The sequence below is a fragment of the uncultured Tenacibaculum sp. genome (assembly GCF_947494125.1).
Classification (GTDB): domain Bacteria; phylum Bacteroidota; class Bacteroidia; order Flavobacteriales; family Flavobacteriaceae; genus Polaribacter.
This window is the reverse complement of record NZ_CANLTU010000003.1, coordinates 1-12,657: the sequence shown is the minus strand read 5'-3', so window position 1 is coordinate 12,657 and position 12,657 is coordinate 1. Positions and strand designations below refer to the sequence as shown.

At 28.3% G+C, this 12,657-nt stretch carries 9 protein-coding genes and 1 pseudogene; 7 read left to right on the top strand and 3 right to left on the bottom strand.

What is annotated here, in order from left to right; translation table 11 throughout:
* Positions 1-6: 6 nt before the first annotated feature.
* Positions 7-1,419, top strand: coding sequence for a TolC family protein (locus Q0881_RS06955; RefSeq protein WP_299158165.1), 1,413 nt, complete (start codon positions 7-9; stop codon positions 1,417-1,419).
* A gap of 371 nt (positions 1,420-1,790) precedes the next feature.
* Here Q0881_RS06955 and Q0881_RS06950 read toward each other — a convergent pair whose 3' ends face one another.
* A complete protein-coding gene (locus Q0881_RS06950) occupies positions 1,791-2,981 on the bottom strand; it encodes an HNH endonuclease (protein ID WP_299158163.1) in 1,191 nt (396 codons plus the stop codon).
* Between the two features lie 927 nt (positions 2,982-3,908).
* On the bottom strand, positions 3,909-4,214 hold the full coding sequence (locus Q0881_RS06945) for a hypothetical protein (protein ID WP_299158161.1): 306 nt from the start codon (positions 4,212-4,214) through the stop codon (positions 3,909-3,911).
* 263 nt (positions 4,215-4,477) lie between these two features.
* On the opposite strand from Q0881_RS06945, the gene Q0881_RS06940 reads away from it, so the two are divergent.
* From Q0881_RS06940 to Q0881_RS06925, 4 genes are all read left to right on the top strand, one after another.
* Positions 4,478-5,038, top strand: coding sequence for an AraC family transcriptional regulator (locus Q0881_RS06940; RefSeq protein ID WP_299158159.1), 561 nt, complete (start codon positions 4,478-4,480; stop codon positions 5,036-5,038).
* 560 nt (positions 5,039-5,598) lie between these two features.
* Positions 5,599-6,678 carry a DUF1611 domain-containing protein gene (locus Q0881_RS06935; RefSeq protein ID WP_299158157.1) on the top strand — a complete coding sequence of 360 codons (1,080 nt, stop codon included), beginning with the start codon at positions 5,599-5,601 and terminating at the stop codon, positions 6,676-6,678.
* Positions 6,675-7,736: an alanine/ornithine racemase family PLP-dependent enzyme gene (locus Q0881_RS06930; protein WP_299158155.1), complete on the top strand. Its 1,062-nt coding sequence runs from the start codon at positions 6,675-6,677 to the stop codon at positions 7,734-7,736. The genes Q0881_RS06935 and Q0881_RS06930 overlap by 4 nt, the downstream gene beginning before the upstream one ends.
* Complete coding sequence (locus Q0881_RS06925) at positions 7,737-8,411, top strand: M15 family metallopeptidase (RefSeq protein ID WP_299158153.1); 675 nt, start codon at positions 7,737-7,739, stop codon at positions 8,409-8,411.
* Positions 8,412-8,480: 69 nt separating this feature from the next.
* Here Q0881_RS06925 and mnmE read toward each other — a convergent pair whose 3' ends face one another.
* A complete protein-coding gene (gene mnmE / locus Q0881_RS06920; RefSeq protein WP_299158151.1) occupies positions 8,481-9,875 on the bottom strand; it encodes a tRNA uridine-5-carboxymethylaminomethyl(34) synthesis GTPase MnmE in 1,395 nt (464 codons plus the stop codon).
* Positions 9,876-10,253: 378 nt separating this feature from the next.
* Between mnmE and Q0881_RS06915 the strand changes: the two genes are divergently transcribed.
* A complete protein-coding gene (locus Q0881_RS06915) occupies positions 10,254-10,724 on the top strand; it encodes a hypothetical protein (protein WP_299158149.1) in 471 nt (156 codons plus the stop codon).
* Between the two features lie 29 nt (positions 10,725-10,753).
* Positions 10,754-12,657 (top strand): annotated as a pseudogene (locus tag Q0881_RS06910) (hypothetical protein); the annotation flags it as partial.

Sequence of the window (12,657 nt, the reverse complement as noted above, 5' to 3'; positions counted from 1 at the left end):
ATAGTTATGCAAATAAAATATATAATTGTCATAATTTTATTTTTCTATTTAAAACTTTCAGTAGCTCAAAATAAAGTTGAAAAATTACAACAATTCTTATCTTTTAAGGAGTATTTAGGTTATGTGAAAAAGCATCACCCTATAATAAAGCAAGCAAATTTGCAATTAAGCATTGGAGAAGCCAATCTTTTAAAATCAAGAGGAGGTTTTGATCCAAAAATTGAAATAGATTATGATCGAAAGAAATTTAAAAACACAGAGTACTTTAATCAATTAAATACAACTTTTAAAATACCAACTTGGTACGGAATAGAGTTTAAAGTAAATTATGAAGAGAATAGCGGTGTCTATTTAAATCCAAATTTAACAGTTCCAAATGGCGGGCTTTATAGTGCAGGTGTATCTTTTTCTTTAGCTCAGGGGCTTTTAATTAATGAACGTATGGCAATGCTGAAAAAAGCAAAAATTTTTATTAAACAAAGTAAAGCAAAGCGAGAACTACTGGTAAATAATTTAATTTTTGATGCAAGTGTAGCTTATTTTAAATGGCTTGAGGCACATAAGGAGTTGGCTATTTATAAGCGCTTTTTAAGTAATGCGCAAATTAGATATAATGGAGTAAAGCGTAACGTAGAAGTAGGTGAAAAAGCAGCAATTGATTCTATTGAAGCAAAAATAACATTACAGAATAGAAAGTTAAATCTTGAAGTAGCAAAGCTTAAAACAAGGAAAGCTATATTAAAAGCGAGTAATTATTTATGGCTTAGTAATGTGCCTTTAGAAATACAGGAATATGTATATCCTTTGTTGCCAAACGATCAAGTATTATCTACCTCCTTAGTTTTAGAGGAAACAATTTCTCAAAAAGAGTTACTTGTAAACCATCCTAAGTTAAAAGGTTTAGAGGCAAAAATAGCTAGATTAAGTGTTGATCGTTCTTTGAAAAGAAACAAATTATTACCAAAATTAGACTTGCAGTATAATTTTTTAGCATCAGATATTGGTCAATTCAATAATTTTAAAAGTATGAATTATAAAGGTTTTGTAAACTTTAGTTTTCCATTATTTCTAAGAAAAGAAAGAGGAGCTTTAAAACTTACAAATTTAAAATTACAAGAAGCAAGCTTTCAACTTACTTCAAATTCACTATCTATTCAAAATAAAATTAATGCTATAAAAGCAGAAATTAATTCATTAGGAAGACAAAATAATTTAATAAAACGCATTGTTTCAGATTATAAAATAATGTTTAATGCTGAAGAACGTAAATTTCAATTAGGAGAAAGTTCTCTGTTTCTTATAAATTCTCGTGAGCAAAAACTGATTACATCAGAGTTAAAAGCTAATATTCTTGAGATAAAATCATTGAATTCAAGAGCTAAACTTTATAAGGCTTTTGGTTTGTCTAATTTAAATTAAGAAACTTAATTCAATACTAAAATTAGTAAAAAAAATAACAAAGTACTACTAAAGAAAAATCTACTTATCAATACAAAAAGTAATAAGTCTATTGAAATCAGTATATGTTGCATTGTGAGGTGGAGATTTTTGTTTTCTTTTGTTAGATTTTTATTTATAAAAGCAACTAAAAAATAACAATTACTTATAATATGTGTTTTATAAGAAACCGTTTGTTAGTTTTTACCTTGTTTATGTCTAACGGTGAGTATATAAAGTCGTAGCGGATTACGTGAACTTTAACTTTCAGAACCGAAATACGGGCGAGTAACAAAGCTCAAAATATCCACAAAACCCGCTATGCATTATATACATTGTTATGCGTTCGTTTTTTATTCTTTATTTCTAAGCTCAAAGTTTAAATTCATTGTGAATTTTCTTGGTTTTGTATCATTCATTTTATTGAACTTCCACCCTTCAACAGAGTTGTAATGTTTAAAGAATGTCCAAAATTCATTAAAATTATCTTCGTTTGAATATTCTAATTTATCAACACTTGAAAATGGAATAATAAATACAAAAGTCAAAAAAATAAATCGAAATTCGGCTACAGCATACGGCAAGTTGTTGTCTGTTTTTTTACGTCTGTAAACCACTAACTGAGGGTGATGAGTAAATAACTCGTAAGAAGTAAGTATTGCCACTTTCGGTAAATTCTCACTGTCAAATTCGTGATTTATCCATTGAATTGTTTTTTCAAAATCACATAAATATTTATTATCAAGTACACTTAATGCATATTTGGCTAGTGTTTTGTATATATTTTGAATTACAATATTCTGATTTGTTTCAAGTCGTACTTTAAAATCATTAAAACTTGGGTCATTCTTTTCTTCCTCATTCAAGAAATATTTGATTTCAATTTTACTCTTTCCGCTATTTAGTATTTCAAAGTTCTTCCCTTTAAGTTTAGGAATACCATTTTTCCCTTTAATGCCGAAAACATTTCTATAAAGATTCAAATATAAAATCAAGTCATTTTCAATTCCTGTTCCAAACTTTTCATTACACGAATCACATTCATCATTGGTGATAATTTTTTTATTACCAAGAGCTTCTGAAATAGAATGTGCAACTTTCCTAAATGTTACTTCGCCATATTTTCTATTACAAAACCTACAAACTCTTTTGGATTTATCTGGTTCTCCAATTTTGTTTCTGGTTCCTTCATTAAATGCAATTATATCATAGTTATTTCTTAAATCTCCAAATAACTCATCCATTTCTTTAGATGCTTTTTTAAAATCTTCATTGTTCTCCAATGTAGACAAATAGTTATAGAGTTGAAAGCTTTGTTCATTTGTAATAGATGAATTTACTAGAAAAAAAAATGACTCATTGTTCTTTAAATCATTAAAATATGTATTTAATTGATTTATTATTGGATTTGATGATTTATATTTTTGGACTATAGAATCAATCCTATTTCTTAGGTCTTCAGTGTTTTTTTGTAATTGTTCAATACTGATTTTCTTATTCTCATAATCAATTTCTTTTGCAAATGTGAAAAAGAAATCATTCATAATTTTATTAATACTCGTCTCTGATTTTATCTCTAAGTCAGTGCTTCGAGATAAAGCAAAAAATGAGATTCTCAAACTCTTTATCATTGTAGGTTGTTTTTTTAAGAGACGCATAACTTGTTTATATACGGAACTTTGTTCCAGTTATATTTATCAAAATGTTCGTCAAATTTTTAAAGTTTTTGAATGTAACATAAAAAAAGAAGCTAGTTCTACGGAAAACCATAATTAAAATAAGGTTCCCTCCCTGTTTTTTTATCAGAAGAATCACTTAGTGAGTATTAAATAGGTGTATTATAGCCTAAAAACATGATTTTTTTAGTTTTTTCTATCAGCGAAGTTCGCTGAAGGTTTCGTTTTGTATTTATTGCATCAGCGAAGTTCGTTGATGGTTTCGTTTTGTATTTATTGCGTCAGCGAAGCTCGCTGATGGTTTTGTTCTATATTTATTTCGTCAGCGAAGTTCGCTGAAGGTTTCGTTTTATATTTATTTCATCAACGAAGTTCGCTGATGATTTTGTAATAATTATGGCTAGTGTTATTAAAGAATAGGAGCGAAGTGGGGTTAAATGACTTAAGAAGCTACGGGTAAGAATTTTAAAATATGAATATAGCAATTGAGTATCAAATACGACTAAAAAAGGTAGCTAAATTATAGCTGCCTTTAGTTTATTTTCTTTCTCTTAATTACCATAATAAAACAAAGTACTACCAAAGGATATAGACAAAGTAATATGCTTAGTAAAATCAGTGGTTTTAAAGGATTTAGGTAGAGTAAAAGAGGAAGTTTGTTGCTATTATTATTAGAAAATAGTTTAACTATTTATTGTTAATTTATACATAGTTCAATTTTTTGATATTTAAAGTGATTTAGAACTAGTTGTTGTTGTAAAAAGTATTAGTATTAATTATAATTATAGAAAAAGATTAAAAATTATCTATAATATTTTTTAATTTTTGAGAAAGTTCATACTCTTCGTTAACAATTGATGTATTTAAAAGAATTTTTAATTCTTCTGGAGTTCCTTTTCTTATAAGAGATAGATTAGATTCATGATATTTAAATTGTTTACCTAATTTTTCAGGATAGCCATCTACTAATACACAATGATATAAATACCTTCCTTTGGTATCTGGTTCAGTTTTTAGTATATCAAGTATTTGGAAATCTAAGTCTATAAAATTACTATGTGTTATTATATCTCCTAAAGTATATTTGTTATGCGTCCACATGGTAATAATAGCTATTATAAATTAATAATCTTACTAAGGTAGTGCTTTTATTACTAGTGTCAGATGTTCAAATAATTGAAACTCATTTGTTATGTGTCAAGTGAGTAGTTTTTCACTATCTTTAAGATTAATTCACTTCATTTAAGAAAACTATATATTAAGGCAAAGGTGGCTACCTTAAAACTATCTTCATAATCTTTTAATATATAAAATGAAATGCAAGCATTTTATTTTAGTTTTCAGTAATAAAACAAGATAAAAAAATGAAATTATATATAAAATACATGGTAAGCATGCGTTGTAAAATACTGGTAAAGAAAGAGTTAAAAAAAATAGGATTAAATTATTTTGTAGTTGAACTTGGAATGGTTGAGATTTTAGAAAATGTCTCAGAAGAAAAACGTATTCAATTAAAAAAAAAATTATTAAAAAGGGGATTGGAATTATTGGATGATAAGCGAAGTATTTTAATTGAAAAGATAAAAATTGTAATTATTAATATGATTCATCATTCTGAAGAAATTCCCAAAATTAACTATTCGGGCTATATAAGTAATAAGTTAGGTTATGATTATACATATTTAGCGAATACTTTTTCTGAAGTAAAAGGTATTACGATACAGCACTATATAATTAACCATAAAATAGAGAAGATAAAAGAGTTATTATTATACGATGAGTTAAATATAAGCGAAATAGCAAATAAACTTCATTATAGTAGTGCAGCCCACTTGTCTAATCAATTTAAAAAATCAACAGGGCTCTCTCCTTCTTTTTATAAAAAAATGAAATTTAAACGAAAAAGAAATTTAGAAAACCTATGATATATGTAATAATTAAACAAAGTTATGTAACAAACTTAACCTCATTTTTCAAGACCTTTATTTACTACAATATTTTTATATAATTATTTAAGATCAATAATTTAACATGAATGAGATACCAAAGAATAGTAACCTTAGTAAAAGAACACTTGAAAGATTAATGCTTTTTTATAAACAAAGAACTCAAAACTTAATATTAAAACATAAAAATAATCCAAATGTCCAAAGAGAAGCAAATAAAACATAAATCAGGGAAAACACCTCCTTCAAGAACACCCAAAGAAAAGAAAGCAGCTAAAATTGCAAAAAGAAATTTAAAAAATAGATCAGAATAAAAATTAATTTTCACAAAAAAAGAATATGAAAAATAAATATAAAATAGGGGATATTGTTTTTGCAAAAGTAAGGCCACACATACTATTAGAAGTAAGAATATATGCTCGAAAAATTTACTATTGTACAATTAAAAATGATCCATTAGGTAAAGAGTTAGTTTATTTTGAAAGAGAATTAAAGTCTTATGAATCAGTAGTTTAATAGTGAAATAAAATAAAAATATAATGAAGGTTGATGCATTAGTTTATTGTGAGAATGAATTTGGAAAGATAGATGGAAAAGTAGCTAATGGTTTAGTTCGTCAATCTGATAGGTATAATATTGTAGGAATTATAGATAGTTCTAAAGCAGGTCAAGATGCAGGAGAGTATCTTGATGGTATAAGAAATGGAATCCCAATATTTAAGAGCATAGACAATGCATTAAAAATATTAAATAGTATACCAAGATATTTTATATATGGCATTGCTCCATTAACATCTTTTTTAGATGTCTATCAAAAAGAAATAATATTATCAGCTATTAAAAGAGGAATGAATATAGTTAATGGTTTACCTGAGTTTTTAAATGATAATATCATATTTGCAAACATGGCAATCAAACACAGTGTTACTATTCAAGATGTCAGAAAACCTCCAAAACGTGAAAACCTTTATAGTTTTACAGGAGAAGTTAAAGAAGTTAAGGTTCCTGTTGTTATTGTAATGGGAACAGATTGTGCGGTAGGTAAACGTACATCAGCTTTACTTTTAGTAAACGCTTTAAATAAAGAGGGGATTAAAGCTTCTTTTATAACTACAGGACAAACAGGCTTGTTGCAAGGCTCAAAATATGGAATAGCAGTTGATGTTTTAACATCGGGTTTTGCATCTGGTGAAGTTGAAAACGCTATTCTAAGTGTGTATCGAAAAGAAAAGCCAAATATTATTATTGTTGAAGGACAAGGAGCTTTGAGTCATCCTGCATTCACTTCTTCAAGCGCTATTATGCGTGGAGCGATGCCAGATGCAATTATTATTCAACACCCTCCAAAACGAAAAAGTTATTGTGATTTTCCAAAGATACCTATGTTAGGATTAGAAGGTGAAATAGAAATGATAGAAGTGTTTTCTAAAACAGAAGTCATTGCTATTACTATTAATCATGAACATATGACGGATATAGAAATTAAAAAAGTTATTAAAGGATATGAATTAGAATACGACCTTCCTACAACAGATGTTTTAATGTATGGGTGTGATAAATTAGTAACTGCATTGACCAAAAAATTTCCAAACTTAAAAAAAGATCTAGCGTTGGTTTGAGAACACCAAGGATAGATATCGACATTCGAAAAATTGCTCATAACACTCAACAATTGAAAAAGTTTTATGGAACTAAAAAAATTGAAATTACCGGTGTAACAAAACTTATTGGTGGTAATCCTAAAATAGCAACTGTTTTAGTAGATAATGGTATTCAAATTCTTGCAGATTCGCGAATTGAAAATATTAAAAGAATGATTAAAGGAGGAGTTCAAGCTCAATATTTATTACTTAGAACACCATCTTTAAGTCAAGTAGAAGAAGTTGTTATATATACAGACATTAGCTTAAATTCAGAATTAAAAATTTTAAAAGAACTTTCAAAATATGCTGTAATACATCATATTATACACAAAGTAGTTCTTATGGTGGAACTGGGTGATTTACGAGAAGGAATTATGCCTTTAGAAATAGATAATACAGTAAAAGAAGTATTAGAATTAAAAGGAATTAATTTTATAGGAATAGGAAGTAATTTTGCTTGTTATGGAGGAATAAGCCCAGATATAAATAAGATGAACGAACTTTCATCAATAGCTATTCACTTAGAAAACAAATTTAAAATTTCACTAACTATCATTTCTGGAGGAAATTCAGCAAATTACAATTGGTTTCAATCTTCAAAGAGTATAGGTAGAATTAATAATTTACGTTTGGGAGAATCCATATTTTTAGGTAGAGAAGCACTCTGCAGAAAAGCAATTCCAAACCTTTTTACAGACGCTTTTACATTAGTAGCAGAAATAATTGAGACAAAAATTAAACCGTCTAAGCCTTATGGTGAAGTACATCAAAATGCCAATGGTAAAATCAAAAAATTTAAAGATAAAGGAGAAATGAATAGAGGCATTCTTGCTATTGGCAGACAAGATGTTGCTGTTTCAGGAATCATGCCTAAACAAAATCTATCAATTTTGGGCGCAAGTAGTGACCATATTGTGATTGATAATACGAAATCAAACTTAAAAGTGGGTGATACAGTAGAATTTTCTTTGAAATATAAAGCATTACTAAGGGTCTTAAATTCTTCAGATATAACTAAAAATTTAATCAATTAAATGAAAGCAAAAGCATATTGTGAAGCAGTAGAAGCAAAAGATAAAAAAAATAAACTTTTAGTCCCATCGATTTGGATTAGAGAAAACCATTCGCCTTTAATAAGTTTAATGAATACTGATTTTAATTTGATTTTTGAACCTTCCATTTCTCCTAATTATACATATTTAGTTAGAGAAGGTATTATAGAGAAAATTGGGCGAATTAGTAAGAAACTAGATGATCAAAATAAAATATTAATTATACGTTCAGCATGGAGATCTTTTGAACATCAGCAATTATTATGGGATACCAAATTTGATTTTTTTCAGAAAGAGCATCCAGAAAAATCTTTTGAAGAGGTTAAAGAGATAGTTAGTTATTTTATTGCTTTTTCTAGAGAATCAATGCATGCTACAGGTGGAGCTGTAGATGCTTTAATCTATGATGTTTCTAAAGGCTGTGTTATGGATTTTGGAACAAACAAAGGGTTAGATATCGAACTTTCAAAAAAATGTTATCCATATCATCCAGAAATTAACGGAGAAGCAAAAAAAAATAGAGCATTACTTATAGGATTATTTGAAAGTGAAGATTTTGTGTGTGACTCAAAAGAATATTGGCATTTTGATTACGGGAATGTTATTTGGACTATTGAAAAAGAAAAGGAATATGCTAAGTTTGGACCAATTGCTTAAATAGATAAGCAATTGAGTATTGATATTTATTTTCTTATTCTTTCCTTAAGAAAACAAAAGAAATAAAATCTATTTTCCGATACAGAAATTCCCAAAAATATGCCCAAGAATATCTTTGTCAACATCATACTCCCCAGTAATATTCCCTAAATGACGTAAGCATTCACGAATATCAATAGAAAATAAGTCAGTAGAAATATCTAAATCAATTCCTTGTTGTACAGAAGTAATAGCAGTTAAAGCACTATTAAGCGCTTCAAAATGACGAGAATTGGTAACAATAGTTTCATTATTACTTAAAGCACCAGTATTAACTAAAGAAGTTAGTTCAGACTTCAGCTCGTCAATACCAGTTTTTTGTTTAGCAGAAAGTAAAATTAAATTTTCAATTTCCGATTGTAATATAGAAGAATCATGACAAGATAAGGTGTCAATTTTATTAGCAATAACCAATAAACGTTTATTAGGAAAACGTTTATTTATAGTCTCAATTTCTTTTAAAAAAAGTTCACTAGAGTGTGAAAATTTGTTAGAATCAATAAGATAAATAATTAGCTGAGCATTTTCAGCCTTTTCATAGGCTTTTTTAATACCAATATTTTCAACAATATCTTCCGTTTCACGAATACCAGCAGTATCTATAAAACGAAAAGCAACACCCTCAATAATTAGTTCATCTTCAATAGCATCACGAGTAGTACCAGCGATATCAGAAACAATAGCTTTTTCTTCGTTTAATAAAGCATTTAATAAGGTAGATTTACCAACATTAGGCTCACCAATAATAGCAACAGGAATACCATTTTTCATGGCGTTTCCAAAAGCAAAAGAATCAATTAAGCGTTTTAAAACAAAAGTAATTTTAGCAACTAATTCTTTAAATTTAGTTCTATCGGCAAATTCAACATCTTCACCAGAAAAATCAAGCTCTAATTCAATTAAAGCAGCAAAATCTAATAATTTAGCACGCAAATCTTTTAATTCATTGGTAATACCACCACGCATTTGTTGAATAGCCATTTGATGACTAGCAGCCGAATTAGAAGCAATAACATCAGCTACAGCTTCTGCTTGACTCAAATCCATTTTGCCATTTAAAAAGGCACGCATAGTAAATTCACCATTATCAGCCATTCTACAACCATTTTTTAAGAATAATTGTATAATTTCTTGCTGGATAAAACTTGAACCATGACATGAAATTTCGACAACATTTTCACCAGTATAAGAATGAGGGTTCTTAAAAATAGAAACTAAAACTTCGTCTAGAACAACACCATTATTTATTATATGTCCTAAATGTAGCGTGTGAGATTTTTGAGAAAGTAATGATTTATTTTTTTTTATAGAGTTAAAAAAAGCATCAACAATCTCAATAGATTTTTCACCAGAAAGTCTTATAACAGCAATAGCTCCAACACCAGAAGGGGTAGCCATTGCAATAATAGTATCGTTTTGAATCATACAGCAAAATTACCTATTAAGAAGCAAAAAAAATAAAATCTAGAAGGAATTTTTATGCTTGAAAAAAGTGAGGGGGAAAAGCCCCTTTTTTTAACTTAGTTTTTTTAAAATGAAAAAGATACGTTATATTTGGTATAATCGTTTTTAAAAAACTTAGAAAACGTTAACCTCTCAAAATTAATACTATTCCCAAGTAGTGTTAGTTTTCCTCCCTAATATAAATTATAGAATTTATTATACTATTACTGTATGAAGTAATATGCTGTTTACGTATTAAACGTATACCCTTTTACACCCTCTTATTACCCTATTTAATCCCTATTTCTATATAATTAGAAATAGAATGGTATGTAAATATTTGAATTTAAAATATAATATATGGTTTGTAAAATTACGTTAACAACATGCTTATTTATAATAACAATATTTCAAGGGATATCTCAAAACTTGGTAGAGTTATCTGTAAAAGAATACAGTAAAAAAGCAGATTACGAAAAAGAGCATATACATAAGTTGCAACTAAAAAATAGGAGTTTAAATAAAACTATTTATAAAGTAAACTTAACAAATGTTCTTTGTAAAAAGAAGAATACAACAATTACAGAATTTAATTACTCATTGTATGATGAGAATATGAATTTAATTGGAGATGAAGTTGTAGTAAATGCAAATGGTATCAAAGTATTTTACTTAAAAATAAAAAAGCCAAATAACTTAAATCTTGGTAATTGGAGCTGTACACAGTTAGAAATATCAGAAGTGTCAAATCCAAATGCATTTAGAAGGGCTACTGCCTTAGATAAAATTACCTTAAAGTCTTATATACCAAACCCAAATAGCGATAACTAAAAAGTTTTTGCTATAAAAACCGTTTACTTATGAAAAAAATTACTCATATAATTTTATTGTTTTCTGGGCTGGTATTTTTACTTGGTTTAGAAGAGCTTAATGCTCAGGTTAAACAGAGTTTTCAACCAAGGTTTTCAGAAGCAGTAAATGGAAATGTTACTTTAATAGCTAATAATGTTTTATCAAGACATGAGAGCAATAATTATAATGGAAATGATGGAAATCATGATTTTACCAATAATGTATTTGTCGATATTGATAATGATAATAGTACATTTAATTCAAGTAATGCAACTTTTGTAAATCCTGAGCCATCTATAAGCTGTTTAAGTATAAAAAAAGCATATATATATTGGGCAGCAGCAGATATGGAAGAAGATGATCCAAATGATGAACCTAATTGGGATTACAATAAAGTAAAAATGCAACTTCCAGGAAGTTCAATTTATGAAACCATAACAGCAGATCAAGTAATTTATAGAGGAAGAGATGAGACAGGTCATTTTGTAAATGATCCATATATCTGTTTTAAAGATATAACAAATGATGTAAAAGGATTATCAACACCATATGGAGTTTATCAGATAGCAAATGTAAGAGCAAAAGAAGGAGAGTTAGAATCACATGGAGGAGGAAATACAGGAACATCTGGAGGTTGGCAAATAGTATTTGTATACGAAAGCCCTACAATGCCAGCCAAAAACATATCATTATTCGATGGATATGCAAATGTAACAAGTAGTGTAAATGAATTTGAAATAGGATTTAGTGGTTTTCAAACTGTTCCTTCTGGTAATGTTAATGTAGATGTTGTAATTGGAGCTTTAGAAGGAGATAGAGATTTATCAGGAGATAAATTACAAATAAAAAATGTAAGTAATAATTGGGTAGATGTATCATATAGTTTACGTAGTGCTAATAACTTTTTTAATAGTAGAATAGGAAAAGATGGAACCGATTTTACCAATAGAAATCCAGCAAGTACAAATACATTAGGGTTTGATGCAGATGTATTTCCTTTAAACAATTCTGGAAATTCAATTATAGATAATGATCAAACATCAGCAACAATTAGGCTAACATCAAACCAAGAAACCTATGGTTTATTTTTAATAGGACTATCGGTAGATGTATGGAAACCAGATCTAGCACCATTAATACTTACAAGTGCACCAACAACAGGATCATCAGTGAATGTAGGCGATACAGTTAATTTTTCTGTAGATGTTGAAAACAATGGAAATGATGATGTTAAAAACTTAAAAATAGAGGTAGATATCCCACAAGAAGTAGACCTAATACAACCAATAACAGGTTTACCATCTGGAGTAACGTATAGTTATGTTAGTGCAACAAGAAAACTAACATTTAATGCTATTAATGGAATAACAGATGTTGGAGATACAGTATATACACTAAATTATCAAGTAAAAGTAAAAGAACAGTGTTACTTTATAGAAACTAGCTGTCCAGATAAGTTTCAAATGCAATTAACAGCAACTTATATTGGAGAAGAGAATAGTAATTTACAAACAACTTTAAGTTCTAATTCAGTAGATAGTTGTGGAATTGGAGATGATCAACCGAATACAATAAATATCAATCAACCAAATGAAGCAAACTGGACAACGGCTACAAATTTTTTAGATAGGACTATATCGTGTAATGATTCGGCTGGTTTATTAACAGCACAACAGTTAAAACCAGAGCTAAGCTGTAATTTAACAATAGTAAAAACATCAGGAAGCTTTGTTTCTTCAGCTAGTTGTAATACTAATGGAACTTATACAAATACATGGACATTTACAGATTCTTGTGGAAGAGTAAGTAATACTTTTACCCAAGTAATAACAATCGAAGATACTACTGCACCAGTTGTAACAGGAAGCTTAACGGCAATAACCACAGAAGGATGTGATGCCAGTGCAGCACC

Bases quoted from the DNA above. Each gene is read 5' to 3' on its own strand.
- Q0881_RS06955 (WP_299158165.1), top strand. From the start codon at position 7: ATGCAAATAAAATATATAATTGTCATAATTTTATTTTTCTATTTAAAA.
- Q0881_RS06950 (WP_299158163.1), bottom strand. From the start codon at position 2,981: ATGAATGATTTCTTTTTCACATTTGCAAAAGAAATTGATTATGAGAAT.
- Q0881_RS06945 (WP_299158161.1), bottom strand. From the start codon at position 4,214: ATGTGGACGCATAACAAATATACTTTAGGAGATATAATAACACATAGT.
- Q0881_RS06940 (WP_299158159.1), top strand. From the start codon at position 4,478: ATGAAATTATATATAAAATACATGGTAAGCATGCGTTGTAAAATACTG.
- Q0881_RS06935 (WP_299158157.1), top strand. From the start codon at position 5,599: ATGAAGGTTGATGCATTAGTTTATTGTGAGAATGAATTTGGAAAGATA.
- Q0881_RS06925 (WP_299158153.1), top strand. From the start codon at position 7,737: ATGAAAGCAAAAGCATATTGTGAAGCAGTAGAAGCAAAAGATAAAAAA.
- mnmE (WP_299158151.1), bottom strand. From the start codon at position 9,875: ATGATTCAAAACGATACTATTATTGCAATGGCTACCCCTTCTGGTGTT.
- Q0881_RS06915 (WP_299158149.1), top strand. From the start codon at position 10,254: ATGGTTTGTAAAATTACGTTAACAACATGCTTATTTATAATAACAATA.